This window comes from Pseudogemmobacter sp. TB195 (assembly GCF_058313095.1).
Genome location: NZ_JBZEGG010000016.1, coordinates 96,969 through 119,803 on the forward strand (window position 1 = coordinate 96,969; position 22,835 = coordinate 119,803).

Genomic DNA, 22,835 nt, shown 5'->3' on the forward strand with positions numbered 1-22,835 from the left:
AGTTTGATATGCGTAAGTCTCTGGTCCTGTCTTCGGCTGCTCTGGTGGCTTCTCTTTTTGCCGCGCCGCTGATGGCGCAAACGATGGATGACGCCGTGGCTGCGGCGCGCAATCAGCTTGGTTTGCTGGAATACTGCCAGACCGAGGGTCACACCGATGGCGCGGCCGTCGAGGCCCAGACCAAGATGATGGCGCTGCTGCCGGCAGCGACCGATGCCACCAAAGGCGACGAAGCCTATGCCAAAGGCAAAGAGGGCAAGCTCTCGGTCGGCGGTGTCGAGCAGGATCTGGCGGCGGCGGAAGCCCAGGGCAGCAGCATTGCCGATATGTGCAAGCAGATGGCGGATGCTGTCGTTGCGGCTTCGGCCCAGATGGGCGGCTGATCGCCCCGACTGGTCAGGGATCGTGACCCGGTCCCGGCGTGTCAAAGGCCCCCTCAGGGGGCCTTTTTCATTGCCCGCCAAACCCCTATCTTTTGTATGGAATTTTAAGGGGACCGTGCGATGCAGCTTCACCACAGCTATCTGACCGAGCTTCCGGGCACATTCCTGCGTCATATGCCGGATGTGGCGCCGTCGCCTGCCCTGATCGTGCTGAATGAAACACTGGCAGAGGCCCTGGGTCTGGATCTGACTGAGTTGCGGGACGAGGGCGCGGCATGGTTTTCGGGGGGCACGGTGCCGGAAGGCGCGGATCCTGCGGCGCTGGCCTATGCCGGGCATCAGTTTGGCGGCTTTTCCCCGGCTCTGGGCGACGGACGGGCGCATCTTCTGGGTGAGATCCGGGGGCCGGACGGGCGGCTTTGGGATTTGCAGCTGAAAGGCTCGGGCCGCACTCCGTTTTCGCGCGGTGCGGATGGCAAGGCAGCCCTTGGGCCAATGCTGCGCGAATATCTGATCTCCGAGGCGATGGCGGCGCTTGGCGTGCCCACGACCAGGGCGCTGGCGGTGACAACCACGGGCGAGCGCATCGCGCGCGATGGCGCGCTTTTACCCGGCGCGGTTCTGGCGCGGGTGGCGTCAAGCCATATAAGGGTCGGCACTTTCCAGTATTTCGCCGCGCGTGGTGACGGCGAAAAGCTGCGCGCGCTCGCCGATTACGCGATCCGCCGCCATTATCCGGAAATCCCTGACACGCCAGAGCGTTATCTGGCGTTCTTCGACCAGGTTTGCGCCCGCCAGGCCGCGCTGATCGCGGAATGGATGGGGCTTGGCTTCATCCATGGCGTGATGAATACCGACAATGTGGCGATCTCGGGCGAGACCATCGACTACGGTCCTTGCGCGTTCATGGAGGATTACGCCCCCGGCACGGTGTTTTCCTCGATCGACCGCCAGGGCCGCTATGCCTGGGCCAATCAGCCGCTGATCCTTGCCTGGAATCTCGCGCGGCTGGCGGAATGCCTGCTTCCGCTGATCGCGGAGGATGAGGCGGCGGGGGTAGAGCTGCTGAACACCCGGCTTGAAGGGATCGCGGGGCTTTACCGGCACGAATGGCTGCGGGTGATGCGGCGCAAACTGGCGCTTTCGGGCGAGGATGACGCGGATGGCGCGCTGATCGACGATCTGCTGACCGCGATTACCGGTGCGGACTGGACCCTGACCTTCCGCCGCCTTGCATCCCTGGTCGAGGGCGATCCGGTGCCGCTGAAAACGCTGTTCGAGGATTTCACGAAGATGGAGGCCTGGCTGCCACGCTGGCAGGCGCGGCTTGCGCCCGACGCGGCGGCGCAGCTGCGGGGCGCCAATCCGGCGGTGATCCCGCGCAATCACCGGGTCGAAGAGGCGCTCGCGGCGGCGACCGAGGGCGATCTCGCGCCCTTCCGTTCGCTGCTGGCCGCGGTGCAAAACCCGTGGGAAGAGGCGGAATATTACATGCTGCCCGCGCCGCAGGGTTTTGGGCGATATGTGACTTTTTGCGGTACCTGACCCGGGAAACGGTTCCATCACATCTTTTTTGCAGAGGCAGCAACCACCCCATCGGCGGAAAGCTGCACAAAGACGTGCCCCGGGGTCGTGGTTTCCCGCACGAACCGGTGTTTTCAAACACTTATCAGTTGAAGGAAATGTGTCGCGGCAGTATCGAATCGCCCGATGATCCCAATGCTGCAGGTGCGAAATACTCGATTCGCACCCTGTGGCAGAAGGATCGCCCAGCAAGACGGGAACCGGCAGTCAGGACGTCCTGACCCGCAAGGCCCGCCAGCCAGCACAGGGTGCAGAGGCGAGACGTGAGCGACAAACCAGTGACCGCCAGAGCCGAAGGCGGTGAGCGGCGTGAACGCGACATAAGGCTGGATTTTTTCCGCGGCCTCGCGATGATCGTCATCCTCATCGCCCATATTACCGATAACCCCTGGACCCTCTGGATGCCGGGCCGGTTCGGATTCTCGGATTCCACCGAGATCTTCGTGTTCTGCTCGGGCATGGCCTCGGCGCTGGCTTATGGCGTGATTTTTCACCGCGCCGGCTGGCTGATCGGGACAGGGCGCATCTTTTACCGCATCTGGCAGGTCTATTGGGTGCATATCGGCGTCTTCCTTGTCGCCGTTTTCGCGATGCTGTCCCTGAATATGTCGGGGATCTTCCCTCGCGACGAGGTCGGTTCGCTGAACCTCTATCCCTTCCTGAAAAACACCGCGTCGAACTTCTTCGGGCTGATGACGCTGACCTATGTGCCGAATTATTTCGACATTCTGCCGATGTATATGGTGCTGCTGGCCCTGGTTCCGGTGATGATCGCGCTGGCCAAGATCGATCCGCGCCTCGCGCTGGCGGCCTCGGTCGTGCTTTGGCTTTGCGGCACCACAGGCAGCCTCTGGCTGCCGGCGGAATGGTGGTTCGTGAACAATTCGACCCGGCCCTGGTTCTTCAACCCCTTCGCCTGGCAGCTGGTCTTTTTTACCGGCTTTGCACTGATGTCGGGCTGGATCCCGGCGCCCCCCCTGCGGCGTGAGCTGGTGGTGCTGGCGCTGGCCATCGTGATCCTGACCGTGCCCTTCGCCTGGCATGTGGTGATCGGCAAATCGACGATCCTGCAGGACTGGCGCAATGAATGGCGCCTGCTTTACGACAAGACCGGCTTTGGCATCTTGCGCTATGTGCATTTCCTGGCGCTGGCCTATCTCGCCTGGGCGCTGGCGGGCGAAAAGGGCGCAAGGCTGCGCGGTCTCTCCGCCGACTGGCCGCGCGTTGTTGGCATGGTCACCGATATCGGGCGGCAATCGCTGGCGGTTTTTGCGGTGTCGATGGTGCTGGCGCGGGTGCTGGGAGCATTCCTCAAGCTTTTCGGCCCGGGCGTGATCGTGACCCCGGCCATCAATTTGACCGGCCTTCTGCTGATCTGGCTGACGGCGCGTATCGCCGCCTGGTTCAAGGGGCAGGGCTGGAAACGTCATATGAGCGCTGGCGCAGCACCGGATCCGGTGCCGGCCCAGGCGCCGAGTATACATGAGGCCGGCCGCGTCGTGCCGTCTCAGGGAGCCAAGGCATGACCAGGACCGTTTCCGATTTCCTCACTTCGGCCGCGCTGAACCGGCGTGGGGCGCTTGGCCTCGTGCTGGCCATGGCGGCGGCCGGCGTGCTGCCGCGGGCAGGGCGGGCCGAAGAGTTGCCTGAGGGCGGGATCGTCACGCCCGAAGGCGTGAAACTCGGCGCGGCCGAGCCCTTTGCCGATGGCATGGTCGAGGCACTGGCCCGCGCCATGGCCGAACAGCCCTATGCGCCCCCGACCGAGATTTCACCGGAATGGAAGGGCCTGACCTATGACCAGATCCGTGAGATCTGGTTCGATGGCAAACATGCGCTTTACGGTGCGACTGACAGCCCGGTCCGGGCCGAAATGTTTGTGGCCGGCCTCTATCAGCATTTCCCGGTCGAGATTTTTGCCGTCGCCCGGGGCGAGGCGCGCGCGATCCTGTTCGATTACGATCTCTTTGTCCGCACCGACCGTTTCCCCGAACTGCCCGAGACCGGCACCGGGTTTTCGGGTTTCCGCCTGACGGGCGAGATCGAGACCAGGGGCACTTTCCAGGAATATGCCGTCTTTCAGGGCGCGACCTATTTCCGCGCGGTGGCCAAAGGCCAGCAATACGGGCTTTCGGCGCGTGGTTTTGCGCTGAACACCGCAGCGCCGGATCAACCCGAAGAATTTCCGCAGTTCCGCCGCTTCTGGATCGAAGAGGGCAAGCTGCATGACGAAGAGGCGGTGGCCTGGGCGCTGATGGACAGCCCGTCTTTGACCGGAGCTTACCGTTTCGCGATCCGCAAGGGCGATGTGACCACGATGGATATCGAAGCCGTCGTTTTCCCGCGCGTCACGCTGACGGCGACGGGTCTGGCGGCGGGGACGTCGATGTTCCTGTTCAATGATATGAACCGGATCGCCTTTGATGATTTCCGCGAAGGCGTGCATGACAGCGACGGGCTGCTGGTCGCGACCGGCTCGGGCGATCTGCTGTGGCGCCCGCTCAACAACCCGAAATCGGTCGAAACATCCTGGTTCAGCGATGAGAACCCGCGCGGGTTTGGCCTGATGCAGCGCGCGCGCGATCCGGGCAGTTATAACGACTTTGCCGCGCATTATGAGCGCCGTCCCTCCTTGTGGGTCGAACCCAAAGGCGACTGGGGCAAGGGCTCGGTGGTGCTGGTCGAGATCCCGGCGGATAAGGAAATCTATGACAATATCGTCGCCTTCTGGCGCCCCGAGGCGCCGATGGAGGCCGGATCGGAAAACCGCTTCGCCTATCGCCTTTACTGGGCCGATGGCGCGCCGCCGGTCGATGGTGAAAAGGCCCGCGTGATTGCGTCCCGTCAGGGAGACCGGGTCTTTGAGGCGGGCCGTATGTTCGCGATTGATTATGAGGCGCATCCGGCGCTCGGCTCTGATCCGGGCGCGCTGGAGGCGCGGGTCACGGCCTCGGCCGGAGACGTGACCGGCACGCTGATCCACAGGAATGATGCGACCGGTGGAATGCGGGTCGATGTGACGCTGATCCTGCCGGAGGACCGACCGGTGGAGCTGCGGGTAGAGCTGTGGCGCGGTGGTGTGACCATGGTTGGTGAAGTCTGGCTTTATCGTTGGGTGGCCTGAACATGTCTCGTGCCTTTCGTCCGCAATATGGCTTCCGCCCGGTCACGCTGCCGGCGCCTCTGTCGATGCCTGACCAGCTGCTCGACCGGCCCGCGCATGACCCGGCCGCGCGGGCAGGCGGGCCGATCCGCAGCCATTCGCGGCTGGCCCGTGCCGCTGTGCTGCTGGTGCCGCCGCCCTTTGCGATCGGCTTTGGCTATATGACCGGTACGGTGCTGGCGGCGGATGGCATCTTTGCGCCGGCCGATCTGCTGCTGGCGGCTTTGTCGGGCTTTGCGGTGTTCTGGATGGCGATGTCGGTCGTGTCGTCTTTCTTTGGCCTGTTCTGGCGCGCGCCGGCAAAGGCCAATGCGGCGGCCCCCGGCCTTCGGATCGCGATCCTTTTGCCGATGTATGGCGAGGATCCCGAAGCGACCCTGGCGCCGTCGGTGGCGCTTCTCGACAGCCTGCGGGCGCCGGGCCACGCGCATCGCTTTTCGCTTCATGTTCTGTCGGATACCCGCAACGGGCGGGCGGCGCTGGACGAGGCGGCTATGGTCGCGAAACTGACCGCGAGCCGTCCGGATCTGGCGATCACCTATCGCCACCGGCTGAAGAATACCGATTATAAACAAGGGAATGTGCGGGACTGGATCACCCGTCAGGGCGCGGCCTATGATGCAGCGCTGATCCTTGATGCGGATTCGGTGATGGGGCGCGAGACGGTGCTGACGCTGGCGGACACGCTGGTCGCCGATCCCGGCTGCGCGCTGGCGCAGACCCTGCCGATCACCGGCGCGGGCGAAAGCCGCTGGCAGCGTATGCAGAGCTTCGCGAGCCGGGTTTACGGCGGCCCGCATGGTCGTGGCTTTGCGATCTGGACAGGGTCTGACGGCAATTTCCTCGGCCATAATGCGATGGTGCGGATGAAGGCTTTTGCCACCAATTGCGGCTTGCCGCATCTTCCGGGCCCGCGCCCGATGGGGGGCGTGATCCAGAGCCATGACTTTGTCGAAGCGGCCTTGCTGCGCCGGGCCGGCTGGGGCGTGCGGATCATCCCCGAAGCCGCGGACAGCCATGAAGAGGCGCCGTCGAACCTGCTGGCCCATATCAAGCGGGATGCGCGCTGGTGCCAGGGCAATCTGCAACATATGCGGCTCTTGAAAGTGCCGGGGCTGCACTGGGTCTCTCGGCTGCATTTCCTCTCGGGCGCGATGGCCTATATCGGTTCGGTGTTGCTTTTGGTGATGCTGGTGCTCTGGGCGATGGCCGATCAGGGCCGGACGGGCCAGACAACGGACCGGCTGGAGATCTGGCTGGCAGGCACGGTGATCTTCCTTCTGTTCGCACCGCGGGCCTTCGGGGTGCTGGATTACCTGCGCCGGGTGGGCGTGGCGAAGGGGCGGCGGCTTGGTTTTGTGAAGCTCTTGCTGATCGAGACGGTGGTGGCGGTGCTGTCGGCGCCGGTGATGATGCTGCACCATGCGAAGATCATTTTCCGGGCGCTGACCGGGGCCGATACCGGCTGGCCGCAGCATATGTCGGGGCGGATCCCCCTGAAGGCGCTGCTGAAGTTCCATGCCGGCGAGACCGGGCTTGGCGTGCTGCTGAGCGGGATGATCGCGCTTGGCATCCTGAGCGTCTGGTTCCTGCCGGTGGCGGCCGGGCTTTTGCTGGCGGTGCCGGTTTCGGCCTGGGTCTCGGAACCGGCGGGGGACCTGGCAGTGGTGCCTCTCGTGCCGGAGCGCTAAGGCCTGAAGCGGAATTCAGGCTGTTTCTGAGGCAAAGCAAAAGGGCGACCCGACCGGGTCGCCCTTTTGCTTTATGGCGGGCCGGGAAGGGGGGCTGCCCCCGTCTGCGCCTGTGGCGCAGACCCCCCCGGGATATTTTGAGACAGATGAAAGGGGCGGGTTGCGCCCCAGATCCTGAGGTCAGACCAGGCGGCCGCTGTCTTTCGCGGCGCGGACGAAATCGGCAAAGAGCGGGTGCGGCGAGAAGGGTTTCGACTTCAGTTCCGGGTGGAACTGGACCCCGATGAACCAGGGATGGTCTTTGATCTCGACGATTTCCGGGAGTTTGCCATCGGGCGACATGCCCGAGAAGGTCAGGCCGCATTTTTCCAGCTGGTCGCAATATTGGATATCGACCTCATAGCGGTGGCGGTGGCGTTCTTCGATCACGGTGCCGCCATAGACTTCGGCGACGCGTGAGCCCTCTTTCAGCTGTGCGGTATAGGCGCCGAGGCGCATGGTGCCGCCTTTGTCGTCGGAGGCTTTGCGGCGGACCTTGTGATTGCCCTGCACCCATTCCTTCAGGTGATAGACCACCGGGACAAAGCGTTTCCCGCCCGCCTCATGGTCGAATTCTTCTGAGCCGGCGCCTTCGATCCCGGCAAGGTGGCGCGCGGATTCGATCACCGCCATCTGCATCCCAAGGCAGATGCCAAGATAGGGTACGCCCTTTTCGCGGGCGAATTGCGCGGCGCGGATCTTGCCTTCGGTGCCGCGTTCGCCAAATCCACCTGGGACGAGGATGGCGTCATAGCCATCGAGCCAGGCAGCAGGGTCTTCTTTCTCGAACAGGGTCGAGTCGATCCATTCGGCCCGCACCCGCACCCGGTTTGCCATGCCGCCATGGGTCAGTGCCTCGGCAATCGACTTATAGGCATCTTCAAGCTGGGTATATTTGCCGACCACCGCGACGCGGACCTCGCCCTCGGCATGGTCGAGTCGGTCCATCACATCTTCCCACCGTTCAAGATTGGGGCGGGGTGCGGGCGAGATGTCGAAGCAGTCGAGCACCGCCTGATCGAGGCCGGCGCGATGATAGGCCAGCGGCGCCTCATAGATCGATTTCAGGTCATAGGCGGGGACCACATGTTCCTGACGCACATTGCAAAAGAGCGCGATCTTTTCCCGCTCGCGGTCCGGGATCGGATGTTCCGATCGGCAGACCAGCACATCTGGCGCGAGGCCGATCGACTGCAATTCCTTGACGGAATGCTGGGTCGGTTTGGTCTTCAGCTCGCCCGATGCCGCGAGATAGGGCAGGAGGGTAAGATGCATCAGGATGCATTCGCCGCGCGGGCGTTCATGGATGAACTGGCGGATGGCCTCGAAGAAGGGGAGGCCCTCGATATCTCCGACCGTGCCGCCGATCTCGCAGAGCATGAAATCGACCTCATCCTCGCCGATGCGGAGGAAGTCTTTGATCTCATTCGTTACATGCGGGATGACCTGGATCGTCTTGCCGAGGTAATCGCCGCGACGTTCCTTTTCGAGCACGTTGGAATAGATCCGTCCCGATGAGATCGAATCCGTCATCCGCGCCGAGACACCGGTGAACCGTTCGTAATGGCCAAGGTCGAGATCGGTCTCGGCGCCGTCATCGGTGACGAAGACTTCGCCATGTTCAAAGGGCGACATCGTGCCGGGATCGACATTCAGATAGGGGTCAAGCTTTCTGAGCCGCACCGTATAGCCCCGGGCCTGCAACAGCGCGCCCAGAGCCGCAGACGCGAGACCTTTCCCGAGTGACGATACCACGCCACCGGTGATGAAGACATAACGCGCCATTGGGGACTCCCGTAGTTCTGGAAACAGGCGATTCGGACAGGTGGAATCGCATCACCACGGGAGCCGGCAAATAGCCTGATGCGCGTAAGAACGCAACCGCCTGCCGCAAGATCATGTTTGCGGCAGGCGAAACCCGTCAATGGATTGTAGATCAGTTTGCCGGTTGGGCCGGTGTGGTTTCAGGGGCCGCTTCAGGCGCGGCTTCGGCCGGCGCGGTCTCCGCAGGGGCTGGCGCGGCAGGGGGGGCGGCGGGGTCCGCAGCGGCAGGCGGTGCGGCCGGATCGGTGCTGCCCGAGGCCGGAGGCGGCATCATGCCCGAGATGTCGGGGCTGCTGCTGTTCGTCTGTGCGGCCGGGGGCATCAGCCCGTCAATCACCGAGCCGGTGCTTGCGCCGCGCGTGGCCAGCACGGTCAGCGCCAGGGAGGTGACGATGAAGGCGCCCGCAAGGATCCAGGTCACGCGGGTAAGGCCATTGGGCTTGGCGCGCGCCTGCATATTGCCACCGCCGGACAGCAGGGCGGAGCCTTCGCTCTTCTGGACCAGCACCACTCCGATCAGCAGCAAGGCAAGGATCAGGTGGATCGTAAGGACAAAGGTTTCCATCGGGCAGAGGCTCCATCAGCGGATGCGGCTATCTATTCACAAGATCGCGCCTGCGCAAGGGCAAGGCGGTCTTGCTTGTGGCAAAGGCTTCGGGAAGCGGGGGGGAGCCTGTGGTCCTGACCTCGTCAGGGCGCAGCCGCCGGGGGAGGCCTGATCGCGCGGCGGCCCCTGCGTGTGCCGGACCTTACCCGGTGCAGGGCAGGGTCGAGGCGCGCGGCGCCCGCCCCGCGCCCCCGTCGTCATATCGCGTATTGCTATCCGGAGGTCTTTGCGGGCGGTCTTTGCTGTGAAAACGGGCTGCGCGCTGTCGCTTTCAGCATGGCAGCGACCGGCGGGGCAGGATAGCCAGACCCATGACCCAGGCCCTTTCCCCCTCTCGCCCGACCGGCGCCCAGGCCGCCTCGGCCGGCGCCCGCGCCACCGACCGTATCCTGCCGGGCATCATTCTGATGCTGGCCTTTTGCACGCTCGCGCCGTTGCTGGATGTCTCGTCTAAGCTTGCGGCCGAGGCGGGCGTGCCGGTCGGCTGGATCACGGCGGCGCGGTTCATCGTCCAGGGGCTGATGATGGCGCCGGTGATCCTCTTGATGGGGATCTCGCCTGCGCTGAACCTGCGTGCGCTTGGCCTTGTGTTCCTGCGCGCTTTCCTCCTGGTCTTTTCGACCTTTTCCTTTGTCTCGGGGCTGACGGTGATGCCGATCGCCGATGCCCTTGCCGTCGCTTTTCTTGAACCCTTTATCCTGCTGCTCCTCGGCAGCTGGATCTTTGGCGACGAGGTCGGGCCGCGCCGGATCGCCGCCTGTATCGTTGGCTTTGCAGGGTCACTTCTGATCATCCAGCCCTCGATCACCGTTTTCGGGCTGATGGCGCTCTGGCCGCTCGGGACGGCCTTTGGTTTCGCGCTCTATATGCTGGTCACGCGCGGCATGTCGTCTTTCATGCATCCGGTTGCGATGCAGTTCCACACCAGCTGGGCGGGGGTGGTGCTCTGCCTGCCGGTTCTCGCGGTGCTGTGGAACGGCCCCCTGCCACAATTCGCCTTTGTCATGCCCGAGGGGATTACATGGCTCTGGCTGATCGGTGTCGGCTTCTGGGCCTGCATCAGCCATATGTGCATGACCATGGCGCTGAGCTTTGCGCCCTCGGCCACGCTTGGGCCGCTGCATTACTTCGAGATCGTGATCGCGGTGATTCTGGGCTACCTCGTTTTCCACGATCTGCCAAATGCGCTGAGTTTCGCAGGCATCGCCATCATCATCGCCTCGGGCCTTTATCTCGTGCATCGTGAGCGTGTGGCGATCCGCGAGCGGGGGCGTCAGACCGCCGCCGCCGGATAAAGCGCCCGGATCACCTGACGCAGACGGCGGCGCGGCAGGATCGCCACCATGCCCGGCTGATCTGGCCTCAGCACCACATCCGCAGCTGAGGCACGGTTCGAGGTGGCGATAAAGCCGTCGGGCTGAAAGACATGGCCATCCAGCGGCCATTCCAGCCCCTCGCTTCTGCCCGTCACGCGCGCGAAAGGAAACAGGGACACCCGGTCTCCGGCCTTCAGCCGCAGCCGTGTCTCGCCCGGGGGCAGCGCAAAGGCCACATCCTGCGGGCCAAGCACCAGGCAGGGCCGTTCGGGATGGCGCACGAGGCTGTTGAGGACGGCAAGCCCGTGATCCATCCTCGCCCCGGTAAAGCCCAGACCGAGGATGAAAGGCGCCGCAATCCGCCGCAGCGCCTTGTCGAAATCGGTGCTGTCCTGTTCCGCAATCCGGTGCAGCCGGTCGGACGGGATCTGCGCCATTGTTGCGGGCGAGATCGAATCAAGATCGCCGATCACCGCCTCGGGGGCGATTCCCGCCGCAATCAGCCGGTCGGCGCCGCCATCTGCCGCAATTGCCACCGGCGCCAGCCGCAGCGCCAGTGCGAGGTCGCGCGCCGGCACCGGGCCGCCGCCCACCAGCGTAATCCCAGCGGAGAAGTGAAGGTTCGGGCATTGATCAAGAGGCAATTTCATGCGGATACTGTTCGAATTAAGGCAAAACCCGGGGCGGGCGAACACAATCAATCCTTCAAATTACCCCGGTCTGTCCATGGATTCGCACAAAGCGCCAGCAATGTTTCCGTGATGGAAAGTATGAGGTCCGCGTCGATGAATGATGCCAGCAAGATCCTGACTGTCTCTTATGGGACCTTTAGCTGCACGCTCGAGGGCTTTGATGAGCCCTTTACCACGATGCGGGCGATTGCCGAATATTTCCGCGATCTCGCCGCCGAGGATCGTTATTTCGGTGCAGAACCGCCGCAGCCCGATGCCGCCATGCTGCACCGGATAGCCGAACGCGAGATCCAGCGCCGGGTCGAGGCGAAGATCACCGATAACAGAGTGGTGCTGCGCGCCGGCGACCAGGACGAGGCCGTTCCCGCCGGGGATGCGCCAGCACCGCTGACGGCTGCGCCTGTTGCCGCCGCGACCGTTGTGCAGGCCCCGGTCGCCCCGGAAGAAAAGAACCTCCCGGCTGCGGTGCTTAGGCCGGTGGCGGAAGAGGTTATTGAAGGGGTTACAGAAGCGGCTCCGGCTGAGGCACCCGCGCCCGCCACGGCTGGGGACCGCACGACTGGAGACCGCAAGGTTGCGCGCGACTCCGTGATGCGCGCCACGCCCGAGAACCCCGCATTGACGGCAGAAGATCCGGCACAGGTTGCACCGGCCCAGGCGGCGAAAACGCGGCGTGACGAGCCGGTGGGCACGGCTGCGCCTGCGCTTCGTGATACGGTCCCGGAAGGAGTGGCCGCAAAACTCGCCCGTCTGCGCCGCGCCATCGAGCCGGCCTCGCGCGTTGAAGAAGCTGCGGCGGCACCACTGGCAGCTGCGGCGGCGGCTTTTGCCGATATCGCTGAAGACCCTGATATGGCAGAGCCCGACCTGGTTGCACCCGACCTGGAGGAAGCTGCCGCGTTTGTGCCAGGCATGGGTAAGCCGGAATTTGGCAAAGATGAGGAATTCGAGCCTGAGCTGGGCGATCAATCGGACCAAGTCATTCTCGCGGCGGTCGATGAAGACCTGCGCGCAGCCTTTAGCGAGGTAAGCGATGCGGCCGAAACGGCGGCGGCGCCTGAAGCGGGCGAGGTCGGCCTTGCCATGTCGGCTGAGTCACTGGGTGAAAGCGCTGAGGACGATCTTGCGCAGGCTCCTGCATTCCCGCCGCGCGCGGAGGGCACCAGTGCTGCCGCTCTGGCCGAGCTGCGGGAACTGGCGGCCGAACTCACCAGCGCACCCGCCGCAGGGCAAAGCGAGGCTGCTCACACCGCCTCCGCTGTGGCGGAAGAGGCTGTGGCGGAAACCGCTGCGGATGATGTCGACATCGGCAGCCTGATCGCCAGCCTCTCGCGTGAAGCATCGCCCGAAGAGGCCGCTTCGGCCGCTGCGGCAGAGGCGCAGGCGGAAGCTGATGCGGGAGAGGCCGCGCAGAAAGCAAAGGCGAAAGCCGCCGGGATCCCGGACGATGCCTTTGCCGATGACCCTGAATATGATGAAAACGAGGCGGCCTGGGAGGCCGTGCTGGAAGAAACCCCGCCAGGGGGTGGTGCAGCAATGTCTGCGGCTACGGCGGAGGATCTTTCGTCCGCAGACGTGATTGCCGGGCTGGACCAGGATCTGCGCGCCGAACTGGCACAAATCGAAAGCGAGCTTGGCACGCCCCCTGGTGACGTCGTGGCTGACCGCGGTTTTGAAAGCGATCTCGCGGCAGCGCTGATGGCGGATGCACCGGCTGCGGCGCGTGATCTTGCGGACAGGGGGGAAGAGGCAAAGGTACCGGGTGACGCTGAGGCGGCCATGCTCGCGGAAGCGCTGGAAGACCCGGAAGAGGCTGCGCGCAGCGCTGCGCGCGACGCATCGGTCCGCGATGACGCCGAGGATGCGGATCAAAAGTGGCGCGATGCGGCGGAAAGCCGGGCCGTGGCCGATGATCTCCCGGCACAGTCCGCTGGCGACGTCACCCGGGACAGAGAGGTTGCCCGTTCCAAATCGGATCAACCGGTGGCGGCGGAGACCTCTGATGCGCCCACAGGCCTGGATACGAAAGCCCGCCCCGGCGCCGGTCTGCCCGAAGATGGCGCCGCAAGCCCCGCGCCGGAGGCGCCGCCGCTTGAACCGGCCGCCGCTGCCCGGCTGGAGCGCGCCCGTGCCCGGGTGATCCGGATCCGCCGTGTCGATGCTGTTGTTGCAAGCCCCGAGGCAGCAGCTCCCGGCACCGAAGCCGTCGCCGCAGAGGTGACAGGTCAGGTTGAATCCCCCGCTCCGGCCCCGGAAACGGTTCCGGCACGATCGGACGAAGATCTCGCCCGGCTGATGAAACAGGCCGATGACGAAATGGCCGGGCCGGAAAACAAGCGTCGCATCGCCTCGATTCAGCATCTGAAGGCGGCTGTGGCGGCTGCCATCGCGGATCGCCGCGCCGGCGTGACGCCAGCGGATCCCGGCAAGCGCGAAGGCGCCTACCGCGACGACCTCGCGCAGTCGGTGACCCAGTCGATCACGCCGCCCATGCCGCATGCGCCGCGCCCTGTGCGCCCGGTCCGCCCGGTGCGGCCGATGCGCGAAAGCGGTGAGACCACTCCGGCCACGGTCGCAGCTGCAGGCATGGAACAGGAGCCCGGGGCTGTCGCCCAGTCGCAGACACAGACAGCGCCCGCCGCCGCCCGCCCGGCGCCGCTCGTGCTGGTCTCGGAGCAGCGGATTGACCAGTCGAAGCGCAGTGATCTGCGCGAGACCGGCCCGCGCCCGCATCTGGTGCATGGCTCTGCCGCAGTGGCGACGCCACTTGGCAGTTTTGAGGCAGAGCTGGATGAGGCCGAAGCCGCGCCCGGGATCGCAGAGGAAATCCAGGAGACTGCAAGCCGTCCGGACGCCGATACCGCAGCTTTCGCGCTGAATGATCTGGCCGATGACAGCGCTGATCTGGCCGCAGAAGGCAGCGCAGAAGATGATGACATCGCCGATGACGGCAATATCTTCGCGAATAACGGGGCATTCGCGGCCTTTACCGAAGAGGTGGGCGCCCGCAGCTTGCCCGATCTGATGGAGGCCGCTGCCGCCTGGGCCGCCTGTGTCGACAAGCGTGAACATTTCACCCGTCCCTATCTCATGAGCCGGGTCATTGCGGGCGAACTGGGGGAGATCTTTACCCGCGAGGATGGTTTGCGCGCCTTTGGCACCCTCCTGCGCGAGGGCCGTCTGGTGAAGCTGCGCCGTGGTCAGTTTGCCATCGCTGAAACCTCTGCGATCCTCGCCGAAGCGCGCCGCAGTCTCGGCTGACGGCATCCGGGCCTGAACCCGGTACTGAGGCCGATCCCGTTCTGTGGCCACTGAAATCTGATGAAAGGCCGGTGCCGCAGGGTGCCGGCCTTTGTCTTTCTGGCCGCTCTTCGGCGCTGATTTCCTGAGAACCCCATCCTTCCGCGGCTGGTTCCGCCCGTATTTTCTGCAATCAGAGCGGGAGTGGCGTTTCTTCTCCTGGGAATTAATTTCCTGAGATTAAAATTAAGCTTCCCGAATCGGACCTGAGGCCGCATCGTCCGGCTGGTATTTCGCAGCCCCGGCCTGGCGTCCTGAACGTCCGGCTGGTTCGGGCGTCGGGCAGTCTTGGGTGTCGGGGAGGTCCAGGGTCGTGATTTCGGCGAATTCCTCTGCTCCGGTCTTTGGGCCGGTGGCTGCCCACTCAGCCTTTTTCAACAGCGTGCAGCGGCTTTTTGCGCCCCGGGTCTTTCGGTCCCGAGCTGCGCCGGACGGCACGCGACACTTCCGGCGGCACGGGAATAACCCGGGCCGGAAAAAGGGTGGCCCCTGAGCGCCACCTTCCAAAAGGGCACCGCAAAATAAAAGCCGCGGGCCCATCAACTCTGACCAACAGGAGGGGGATTTGAGCATGAATGATGCGGGAACGGGGCGTGAGGAGAACACGCTTCATCGGGTGATTGGCTGGCCTGCGGCCTTTTGGGTGGCGGCGGGCGTCCCCGCGCTGGTCTTGTTTTCGATTGGCGGGATCGCGGCGACTGTCGGCACGCCGAGCTGGGTGATCTGGATCATCTCGGTCGCTTTCGGCTTTATCCAGGCGCATACCTATGCCGAGATCGCGGGGCTTTTCCCGTCGAAAAGCGGCGGCGCCTCGGTTTACGGGGCTTCGGCCTGGGTGCGTTATTCCAAGGTGATCGCGCCTTTGTCGGTCTGGTGCAACTGGCTGGCCTGGACGCCGGTCCTGGCGATCGGATCGGGTCTGGCGGCGGGCTATATGCTGAACGCCTTTGCCCCTGCCGATTCGGCGCTGCTGTCATGGCAGATCACGCTGGCGGATCTGGGCTTCCTGAAAGAAGGCATCACGCTGAGGATCAACGCGACCTTCTTCATCGGGGCGGCGGTGCTGCTGGTGGTGTTTGCGATCCAGCATCGCGGTATCCTTTCAACCGCACGGATCCAGACAATTTTCGGCATTGCGGTGATCGTGCCGTTGCTGGTGGTGGGTCTCGTGCCGCTGCTGTCGGGCAATGTCCATTCCGAGAACCTCTTCCCGCTGGTGCCGATGGCGACCGATGAGGCCGGGAATGTGGTCGACGGGATCTGGGACCGCCATGGCATCACGCTGTTCCTTGGTGGCCTCTTTATCGCGGCCTGGTCGACCTATGCGTTCGAGACGTCGATCTGCTACACCTCCGAATTCCGCCGTCCGGAGCATGACACCGTGCGGGCGATCCTTTATTCGGGCCTGCTTTGCGTGGTGATCTTCACGCTCGTGCCGCTGGCCTTCCAGGGCTATCTGGGGGTTGACGGTATCCTGCAGCCGGGCATTGTTGATGGCACGGCGGTTGCCGGCGTCATGGGCGAGATGGTTGGAGGCGGTGCATTCATCACCAAGCTGATGGTGGTATTGCTGATCCTTGCGACCATGCTGGCGATCATGACCTCGATGGCGGGCTCGTCGCGGACGCTCTATCAGGGCTCGGTTGACGGCTGGCTGCCGAAATACCTGTCCCGCGTCAATGAACACGGGGCGCCGGTCACGGCCATGTGGACGGATCTCGGCTTCAACCTGATCCTGCTGATGATGTCGGATTACCTGTTCGTGCTGGCGGTCTCCAACTGCTGCTACCTGATCTTCAACTTCCTCAACCTCAATTCCGGCTGGATCCACCGTATCGACAATGCGGATGTGCCGCGCCCCTGGCGCTGCCCGACGATCCTGATGGCGGCAGGTGTGGCGCTCAGCTTCGTCAATATGGTGCTGCTTGGCGCCGGGGCGAACGTCTGGGGGGCAGGGACGCTGATGTCGGGCATCGTGGCGGCGGCTTTGATCATCCCGGTCTTTGCCTGGCGCCATTATGTCACCGATAAGGGCAAATTCCCCGACCGGATGCTCGAAGATCTTGGCGTCTCGTCGCGCGATCTGCTGGTGAGGAAGGCCGGGATCCTGCCCTATCTGGTGCTGGCGGCCGGTATCGCGGTGGCAGCGGCCTCGAATATGTATTTCACCCTCTGATCCAAGGATAAAATGAAGAAGGCGCGCAGGGGAGGTCCCTTGCGCGCCTTTTTTCATGAGCTGAGGATCGGATCAGAACGCATCCATCAGAAGGAAGGTCCCCTCCTGCCGGCGCAGCGCGTCAATCTGCGGCACCAGGCGGCGGAAATGCTCGGTCTCGCAATGCAGATCAAGAGCGGCACGATCCGGCCAGGTCTCGACAAAGATGAAATGGCTTGGATCTTTCTGATTGGTGAACAGAACATAGCTGATGCACAGCGCCTCGGCCTGGCTCAGCCGCACCAGTTCCTCATAAAGCGGACGCACTTCGGCAAGCGCCTCGGGGCGGATGAAATCCTGCGCGATGACTTTCAGCATGTCAGGGCTCCTTTGGTGCTTCGGGGTCGGGCTGGCCGATCCCGAGGAAGATCCTGCGCAAAGGCAGCGCCCAGGCAAGGCCGAGGCCGATAAAGATCACCGCTTCCATGAACAGGGGCATCCGCTCGCCGGGCTCAGACCACCAGGTGTCATTCGCCAGCCCGATCAGCACCAGCGTGACAAAGCAATAGACCGGCACCCCGATCACAAGGATCAGGAGCGCCAGATTTTTGCGTTTGCGGTAGCTGAGTGCCATCAGCTCAGTCCGCAAAAGGGTCGGTGACGAGGATGGTGTCGTCGCGTTCCGGGCTGGTCGACAGAAGGGCGACCGGGCACTGGATCAGCTCTTCGATGCGGCGGACATATTTCACCGCAGCCCCGGGGAGGTCATTCCAGGACCTGGCTCCTTGGGTCGATTCGCTCCAGCCTTCCATCTCTTCATAGATCGGCGTGACGCGGGCCTGGAGGTTCGCGGCGGTTGGCAGATAGTCATAGCGCTCGCCGTCGAGATCATAGCCGACGCAGATCTTCAGCGTCTTGAACCCGTCCAGCACGTCGAGCTTGGTGAGCGCAATGCCCGACACGCCCGAGGTCGCGCAGGTCTGGCGCACCAGCGTGGCATCGAACCAGCCGCAACGACGCTTACGCCCGGTGACGGTTCCGAATTCATGACCGCGCTGGCCCAGACGCTCGCCGTCTTCATCGAACAGCTCGGTCGGGAAGGGGCCTTCGCCGACGCGGGTCGTATAGGCTTTGACGATCCCGAGCACGAAATCAATCGAGGTCGGGCCAAGGCCCACGCCGGTTGCCGCCATACCTGCAAGGGTGTTCGACGAGGTCACATAGGGATAGGTCCCGAAATCGACATCCAGCAGCGACCCCTGAGCGCCTTCAAACAGGATACGCTTGCCGGCGCGGCGCGCCTCGGTCAGGACTTTCCAGACCGGTTTCGCGTAAGGCAGAATCTTGCCCGCAACCTCTTGCAGCGCTGCTTTCAGCGCCACCACGTCAACCGGCTCCAGCCCGAGGCCGTTGCGCAGGGCGTTGTGATGCGTCAGCAGCCGGTCGATACGGGTGTCCAGCGTTGCCTCATCGGCCAGATCCGCCACGCGGATCGAGCGGCGGCCAACCTTGTCCTCATAGGCCGGCCCGATGCCGCGCCCGGTGGTGCCGATCTTGCCAACCGAATTCTGCGCCTCGCGGGCGCGGTCCAGTTCACCATGGATCGACAGGATCAGCGGCGTGTTTTCCGCAATGATCAGGTTGTCTGGGTTGATCTCGACGCCCTGCGCCGAAAGCTTTTCGATTTCGGCCAGCAGCGCCCAGGGGTCGAGCACCACCCCATTACCGATCACCGACAGTTTGCCGCCCCGCACAATGCCCGAGGGCAACAGCGAAAGCTTATAGACATTACCGTCGATCACCAGCGTATGGCCGGCATTATGGCCGCCCTGGAATCGGGCAACGATATCGGCCCGCTCCGAGAGCCAGTCGACGATCTTGCCTTTACCCTCGTCACCCCATTGGGCGCCTACGACAACCACATTGGCCATTGAGCAGCCTGCCTTTGCGAAAGAAAAAATGCGGCTGAGCTATAGCGGCTGTGTCGTCCGGGGGAAACAGGAAAAACCGGTGGCACGCCAATCCTGCCCACACCCGCACAAATACATGCAGGTCAAGGAAAGCCGCTCGCAGGATTGCTTCTGTCGTTTTAGCGCTTACCTGTGAGGCCGCGCCCGGTCATTCTGGCGCGAGAAAACAAGCCAGGATTCGCGCGAATGTTCCTTTCGGTCTTTGATATGTTCAAGGTGGGGATCGGCCCCTCGTCGAGCCATACGATGGGCCCGATGGTGGCGGGTGCCCGCTTTCTTGACCGACTGCGCAATTCGCCTTTCCAGGTGAAAGGGGTGCGGGCGGTGCTGCATGGTTCGCTGGCCTTTACCGGGGTGGGCCATGCGACCGACCGCGCGACGGTGCTGGGCCTCGCAGGCTTCGTGCCGGAAAGCTATGACAACGACAAGGCCGAGGCGGCATTGGCCGCGATCCGCGCGACGAAGACGGTGACGCCGCCCGGTCTGCCGCCGCTGGCCTTTGATCCGGCCACCGATCTCAGCTTTGATTTCGGCCCGTCCTTGCCGGGTCACGCCAATGGCATGGTGCTGAAAGCGACCGATGCCGAGGGGGATGTCATATTCGAAGAGATCTATTACTCGATCGGTGGCGGTTTCGTCCTGACCGCCGGAGAGCTTGCAGATCAGGCCGGTGGTGGTGGCCGGGCAAAGGCTGATGTGCCCTGGCCCTTTGAATCCGCGGCTGAAATGCTCGAGATGTCGAAGAAATCCGGGCTCACAGTCGCGGCGATGAAACGGCAGAACGAGCTGAAATTCCGCTCGGCCCCGGATCTTGATCGCGGCATGGCGCGGATCTGGGAGGTGATGAACAATTGCATCGACCGCGGCATCGAGGTCGATGGCATCCTGCCCGGCGGGCTGAAGGTGCGCAGACGGGCAAAAGGCATCTATGACGCGCTCCAGGCCGAGCGCGGGCTGAACCTTGTGGCGCCGCATACGATCAATGACTGGATGTCGCTTTACGCGATGGCGGTGAATGAGGAAAATGCGGCCGGAGGCCAGGTGGTGACCGCGCCCACCAATGGCGCGGCCGGTGTGGTGCCCGCAGTGATCCGCTACTGGCTCGACCATGTGCCGGGCGCCTCTGCGTCGAGAGTGGGCGATTTCCTGCTGACCGCTGCCGCCATCGGGGGGCTGTGCAAACATAATGCCTCGATCTCGGGCGCGGAATGCGGCTGCCAGGCCGAGGTCGGCTCCGCCGCTGCTATGGCGGCGGCCGGCCTCTGCGCGGTGATGGGCGGCACGCCGGAACAGGTTGAAAACGCAGCAGAAATCGCGCTGGAACACCATCTCGGCATGACCTGCGACCCGGTCAAAGGCCTCGTCCAGGTCCCCTGTATTGAGCGCAACGGCCTCGGCGCGATCAAGGCGGTCTCCGCCGCCTCCCTCTCTTTGCGCGGCGATGGCCAGCATCTCGTCAGCCTCGATGCCTGTATCGAGACCATGCGCCAGACCGGCCATGATATGCATGAGAAATACAAGGAAACCTCGCTTGGAGGCCTTGCGGTCAACGTGCCCAATTGCTGACCGCCGCGCCATTTTCTGGCTCCGGAAGCCTCCGGCGGGGATATTTAAGAGACAGATGAATGGAGCAGCTTCTTTCATCTGTCCTTAAATATCCCGGGGGTGAGGCTCCTTTTGGAGCCGAGGGGGCGGGGCCCCCTCTCTCTGCGGCCAAAAGCCTTTTGCCCTCCGGCTGCGATTGAGGTAAGCCCGGGCCCAGGCCGCGCGCCGCTGTCACAGCCCGGAGACCCCCATGCCTGCCGATCTGAACCCCATCGACAAAGCCAAATTCGTTGCCGCCAAACGGGCGGTGGAATTCGTCGAGGACGGGATGAAACTCGGGCTCGGCACCGGGTCGACCGCGGCCTGGATGGTGCGCTGCCTGGCGGAGCGCGTGCGCGAAGAGGGGCTGCGGGTCACCTCGGTTGCGACTTCCAGCCGAACGGCTGAGCTGGCCACCAGCCTCGGGCTGAGTGTTCGCAGCCTTGATGAGGTGCGCTGGCTCGATCTGACGATTGACGGCGCCGACGAATTCGACCCCGATCTCAACCTGATCAAGGGTGGCGGCGCCGCGCTTTTGCAGGAGAAGATCGTCGCCACGGCCTCGGATCAGATGATCGTCATCGCCGATGCAGCGAAAGAGGTCGCGCGGCTTGGTGCTTTCCCGCTGCCGGTCGAGGTGATTCCCTTTGGCTGGCAGACCACCAGGGCGCTGATCGAGGAAACCCTTGTCGCAATGGATGTGATGACGCGCGATGTCAGTCTTCGGATGACCGGCGAGCGGGCGCTTGTCACCGACGAAGCCAACCATATTCTCGACCTTCATCTGGGCCGGATCGGTAATCCGCGCCAGCTGGCGCTGGTGCTGAACCAGATCCCGGGCGTGGTGGAAAACGGTCTTTTCATCGATATCTGCGATATCGTGGTGATCGGAGCTCCGGATGGCAAAGTCACGGTGCGCGACATCAATACGGGCTCGGTCACCGATGATCAGATCGTGTTCGCACCCACCGACAATATTTTTGCGGATCTCGACTGATGGCTTTTGATTGCGATCTCTTCGTTATCGGCGGCGGCTCCGGGGGCGTGCGCGCCGCGCGGATGGCGGCGGCCACCGGCGCATCTGTCCAGCTGGCCGAGGAAAGCCGGATGGGGGGCACCTGCGTCATCCGGGGCTGTGTGCCGAAAAAGCTGATGGTTTTCGCCTCATCCTTCCGCGAATTGCCCTCGCAGGCCCGCGCCTATGGCTGGGATATCCCCGAGGGCCATTTCGACTGGCAGGCCTTCCGCACCCGCCTTCATACCGAGCTTGACCGGCTGGAAGGCGTCTATCGCCGGCTGCTGGACGGGTCGGGTGTCACTATCCATGACAGCCGCGCGAAGCTGGTTGATCCGCATGAGGTCGAGCTGGCTGACGGTCGCCGGATCTCGGCGAAACATATCCTGATCGCCACCGGCGGGCGCCCTGAACGCCCCGATCTGCCCGGTGCGGGTCTGGGGATCGTCTCGGATGACGTGTTCAATTTTGAAAAGCTGCCTGAGCGGCTGCTGATCGTCGGCGGCGGTTTCATCGCTTGCGAGATGGCCTGTATCCTCCAGGGCCTCGGCGTCCGGGTCACGCAATTCTACCGCGGTGCCCAGATCCTGCGCGGCTTTGACGAAGAGGCGCGGGGCCTTGTGGCCGAGGCGATGCGCGCCTCTGGCATCAACCTGCGCGTCGGCACCAATATCGCGGCGATGGGGCCGAAGGGCGCTTTGGAGGACGGGTTCGACGCGCCGGTCTCGGAACTGCAGCTCGAAACGCGCCGGGCGCTCGCCTCTGCAGGGCCCTGCGCGGTCCGCTCGACCACGGGCGAATTGTGCGAGGTTGACCATGTGCTCTTTGCGACAGGGCGGCGGCCGAACAGTGACGGTCTCGGGCTGGAAGAGCTGGGCATCGGTATCGGGCGGCGTGGCCAGGTCGAGGTGAACGAGTACAGTCAGACCGCCGTGCCCTCGGTCTATGCCATAGGCGATGTCACCGACCGGGTGAACCTGACCCCGGTCGCGATCCGCGAGGGTATGGCCTTTGTCGATACCGTGTTCCATGGCCGGCCCACGCCGGTCGATCACGACCTGATCCCGATGGCGGTCTTTACCCAGCCTGAACTGGGCTCGGTCGGGCTGACCGAAGAGGCGGCGCGTGATCTGGACCCGATCGAGGTCTATGCGACCAGCTTCCGTCCGATGCGCACTGCCTTTGCCGGCTCGGAGGCGCGGGTGCTGATGAAGCTGATCGTCTGCGCCGACACGCGCCGCGTGCTGGGCTGCCATATTGTTGCGCCCGAGGCGGGCGAGATGATCCAGCTTGCCGCCATCGCGATAAAAATGGGCGCGACCAAGGAAGATTTCGACCGCACCTGTGCGGTGCATCCCACCATGGCCGAGGAACTGGTGACGATGCGCAGCCCTGTGCGCCGGTAACAATTGCGAAAATCCTGACTTTCCCGCGAGATCGGACCGCAGCGACCCTGCTGTGGCTTGAATTCCGGGGCGGGATGCACAATTGAGATCATGATATTGTGAAGGA

The 22,835-nt window shown here is 63.9% G+C and carries 17 protein-coding genes; 11 read left to right on the forward strand and 6 right to left on the reverse strand.

All coding sequences use genetic code 11. The features are described 5' to 3' along the window. The first annotated feature begins 8 nt into the window (after nt 1–8). From AC4FS3_RS16930 to mdoH, 5 genes are all read left to right on the forward strand, one after another. On the forward strand, nt 9–383 hold the full coding sequence (locus AC4FS3_RS16930) for a pore-forming ESAT-6 family protein (RefSeq protein ID WP_283177431.1): 375 nt from the start codon (nt 9–11) through the stop codon (nt 381–383). 120 nt (nt 384–503) lie between these two features. Continuing rightward, a complete protein-coding gene (locus AC4FS3_RS16935; RefSeq protein WP_491021522.1) occupies nt 504–1,928 on the forward strand; it encodes a protein adenylyltransferase SelO in 1,425 nt (474 codons plus the stop codon). A gap of 302 nt (nt 1,929–2,230) precedes the next feature. Beyond that, nucleotides 2,231–3,493: an OpgC family protein gene (locus AC4FS3_RS16940; RefSeq protein ID WP_491021523.1), complete on the forward strand. Its 1,263-nt coding sequence runs from the start codon at nt 2,231–2,233 to the stop codon at nt 3,491–3,493. After that, nucleotides 3,490–5,091 carry an OpgD/OpgG family glucan biosynthesis protein gene (locus AC4FS3_RS16945; protein WP_491021524.1) on the forward strand — a complete coding sequence of 534 codons (1,602 nt, stop codon included), beginning with the start codon at nt 3,490–3,492 and terminating at the stop codon, nt 5,089–5,091. Before AC4FS3_RS16940 ends, AC4FS3_RS16945 begins: the two co-directional genes overlap by 4 nt. A 2-nt stretch (nt 5,092–5,093) precedes the next feature. Next, the gene (mdoH, locus tag AC4FS3_RS16950) at nt 5,094–6,821 is read left to right on the forward strand and encodes a glucans biosynthesis glucosyltransferase MdoH (protein WP_491021525.1); all 1,728 of its coding nucleotides are present in this window, start codon (nt 5,094–5,096) and stop codon (nt 6,819–6,821) included. Between the two features lie 180 nt (nt 6,822–7,001). Here the strand turns inward: mdoH and pyrG are convergent, their stop codons facing one another. Together pyrG and secG are read right to left on the reverse strand one after the other, a co-directional pair. Next, nucleotides 7,002–8,645, reverse strand: a complete 1,644-nt coding sequence (gene pyrG, locus AC4FS3_RS16955) for a CTP synthase (protein WP_491021526.1) — start codon at nt 8,643–8,645, stop codon at nt 7,002–7,004. Between the two features lie 151 nt (nt 8,646–8,796). Continuing rightward, the gene (gene secG, locus AC4FS3_RS16960; protein ID WP_491021527.1) at nt 8,797–9,249 is read right to left on the reverse strand and encodes a preprotein translocase subunit SecG; all 453 of its coding nucleotides are present in this window, start codon (nt 9,247–9,249) and stop codon (nt 8,797–8,799) included. Nucleotides 9,250–9,602: 353 nt separating this feature from the next. On the opposite strand from secG, the gene AC4FS3_RS16965 reads away from it, so the two are divergent. Further along, nucleotides 9,603–10,586 (forward strand): DMT family transporter, encoded by a 984-nt coding sequence (locus AC4FS3_RS16965; protein ID WP_491021528.1) that lies wholly within the window; start codon nt 9,603–9,605, stop codon nt 10,584–10,586. Here AC4FS3_RS16965 and AC4FS3_RS16970 read toward each other — a convergent pair. Then, nucleotides 10,565–11,257 (reverse strand): thiamine diphosphokinase, encoded by a 693-nt coding sequence (locus AC4FS3_RS16970; RefSeq protein ID WP_491021529.1) that lies wholly within the window; start codon nt 11,255–11,257, stop codon nt 10,565–10,567. The two genes, AC4FS3_RS16965 and AC4FS3_RS16970, sit on opposite strands and share 22 nt — an antisense overlap. Nucleotides 11,258–11,392: 135 nt before the next feature. On the opposite strand from AC4FS3_RS16970, the gene AC4FS3_RS16975 reads away from it, so the two are divergent. Together AC4FS3_RS16975 and AC4FS3_RS16980 are read left to right on the forward strand one after the other, a co-directional pair. Further along, nucleotides 11,393–14,560 (forward strand): hypothetical protein, encoded by a 3,168-nt coding sequence (locus AC4FS3_RS16975; protein ID WP_491021530.1) that lies wholly within the window; start codon nt 11,393–11,395, stop codon nt 14,558–14,560. Nucleotides 14,561–15,170: 610 nt separating this feature from the next. Continuing rightward, entirely contained in the window at nt 15,171–16,775 is a 1,605-nt protein-coding gene (locus AC4FS3_RS16980) for a trimethylamine N-oxide permease (RefSeq protein ID WP_491021556.1), read from the forward strand. A gap of 72 nt (nt 16,776–16,847) precedes the next feature. On the opposite strand, the gene AC4FS3_RS16985 is transcribed toward AC4FS3_RS16980, so the two are convergent. The 3 genes from AC4FS3_RS16985 to AC4FS3_RS16995 are packed head-to-tail and all read right to left on the reverse strand — an operon-like array spanning nt 16,848 to nt 18,685. After that, nucleotides 16,848–17,132, reverse strand: a complete 285-nt coding sequence (locus AC4FS3_RS16985) for a putative quinol monooxygenase (RefSeq protein ID WP_491021531.1) — start codon at nt 17,130–17,132, stop codon at nt 16,848–16,850. A gap of 1 nt (nt 17,133) precedes the next feature. After that, nucleotides 17,134–17,388: a DUF2842 domain-containing protein gene (locus AC4FS3_RS16990; RefSeq protein WP_198835582.1), complete on the reverse strand. Its 255-nt coding sequence runs from the start codon at nt 17,386–17,388 to the stop codon at nt 17,134–17,136. Between the two features lie 4 nt (nt 17,389–17,392). Then, on the reverse strand, nt 17,393–18,685 hold the full coding sequence (locus AC4FS3_RS16995) for an adenylosuccinate synthase (protein ID WP_283177442.1): 1,293 nt from the start codon (nt 18,683–18,685) through the stop codon (nt 17,393–17,395). 225 nt (nt 18,686–18,910) lie between these two features. Between AC4FS3_RS16995 and AC4FS3_RS17000 the strand changes: the two genes are divergently transcribed. The 3 genes from AC4FS3_RS17000 (at nt 18,911) to gorA (ending at nt 22,729) form a co-directional block, all read left to right on the forward strand. Then, nucleotides 18,911–20,290, forward strand: a complete 1,380-nt coding sequence (locus AC4FS3_RS17000; protein WP_491021532.1) for an L-serine ammonia-lyase — start codon at nt 18,911–18,913, stop codon at nt 20,288–20,290. A gap of 229 nt (nt 20,291–20,519) precedes the next feature. Next, nucleotides 20,520–21,305: a ribose-5-phosphate isomerase RpiA gene (gene rpiA, locus AC4FS3_RS17005; RefSeq protein WP_491021533.1), complete on the forward strand. Its 786-nt coding sequence runs from the start codon at nt 20,520–20,522 to the stop codon at nt 21,303–21,305. Further along, a complete protein-coding gene (gorA, locus tag AC4FS3_RS17010; RefSeq protein ID WP_491021534.1) occupies nt 21,305–22,729 on the forward strand; it encodes a glutathione-disulfide reductase in 1,425 nt (474 codons plus the stop codon). The genes rpiA and gorA overlap by 1 nt, the downstream gene beginning before the upstream one ends. Nucleotides 22,730–22,835: the final 106 nt, after the last annotated feature.

What these genes read in the sequence shown, in the direction of transcription:
- AC4FS3_RS16930 (WP_283177431.1), top strand. Translation starts at nt 9, where the DNA reads ATGCGTAAGTCTCTGGTCCTGTCTTCGGCTGCTCTGGTGGCTTCTCTT.
- AC4FS3_RS16935 (WP_491021522.1), top strand. Translation starts at nt 504, where the DNA reads ATGCAGCTTCACCACAGCTATCTGACCGAGCTTCCGGGCACATTCCTG.
- AC4FS3_RS16945 (WP_491021524.1), top strand. Translation starts at nt 3,490, where the DNA reads ATGACCAGGACCGTTTCCGATTTCCTCACTTCGGCCGCGCTGAACCGG.
- mdoH (WP_491021525.1), top strand. Translation starts at nt 5,094, where the DNA reads ATGTCTCGTGCCTTTCGTCCGCAATATGGCTTCCGCCCGGTCACGCTG.
- pyrG (WP_491021526.1), bottom strand. Translation starts at nt 8,645, where the DNA reads ATGGCGCGTTATGTCTTCATCACCGGTGGCGTGGTATCGTCACTCGGG.
- secG (WP_491021527.1), bottom strand. Translation starts at nt 9,249, where the DNA reads ATGGAAACCTTTGTCCTTACGATCCACCTGATCCTTGCCTTGCTGCTG.
- AC4FS3_RS16965 (WP_491021528.1), top strand. Translation starts at nt 9,603, where the DNA reads ATGACCCAGGCCCTTTCCCCCTCTCGCCCGACCGGCGCCCAGGCCGCC.
- AC4FS3_RS16970 (WP_491021529.1), bottom strand. Translation starts at nt 11,257, where the DNA reads ATGAAATTGCCTCTTGATCAATGCCCGAACCTTCACTTCTCCGCTGGG.
- AC4FS3_RS16975 (WP_491021530.1), top strand. Translation starts at nt 11,393, where the DNA reads ATGAATGATGCCAGCAAGATCCTGACTGTCTCTTATGGGACCTTTAGC.
- AC4FS3_RS16980 (WP_491021556.1), top strand. Translation starts at nt 15,171, where the DNA reads ATGAATGATGCGGGAACGGGGCGTGAGGAGAACACGCTTCATCGGGTG.
- AC4FS3_RS16985 (WP_491021531.1), bottom strand. Translation starts at nt 17,132, where the DNA reads ATGCTGAAAGTCATCGCGCAGGATTTCATCCGCCCCGAGGCGCTTGCC.
- AC4FS3_RS16990 (WP_198835582.1), bottom strand. Translation starts at nt 17,388, where the DNA reads ATGGCACTCAGCTACCGCAAACGCAAAAATCTGGCGCTCCTGATCCTT.
- AC4FS3_RS16995 (WP_283177442.1), bottom strand. Translation starts at nt 18,685, where the DNA reads ATGGCCAATGTGGTTGTCGTAGGCGCCCAATGGGGTGACGAGGGTAAA.
- AC4FS3_RS17000 (WP_491021532.1), top strand. Translation starts at nt 18,911, where the DNA reads ATGTTCCTTTCGGTCTTTGATATGTTCAAGGTGGGGATCGGCCCCTCG.
- rpiA (WP_491021533.1), top strand. Translation starts at nt 20,520, where the DNA reads ATGCCTGCCGATCTGAACCCCATCGACAAAGCCAAATTCGTTGCCGCC.
- gorA (WP_491021534.1), top strand. Translation starts at nt 21,305, where the DNA reads ATGGCTTTTGATTGCGATCTCTTCGTTATCGGCGGCGGCTCCGGGGGC.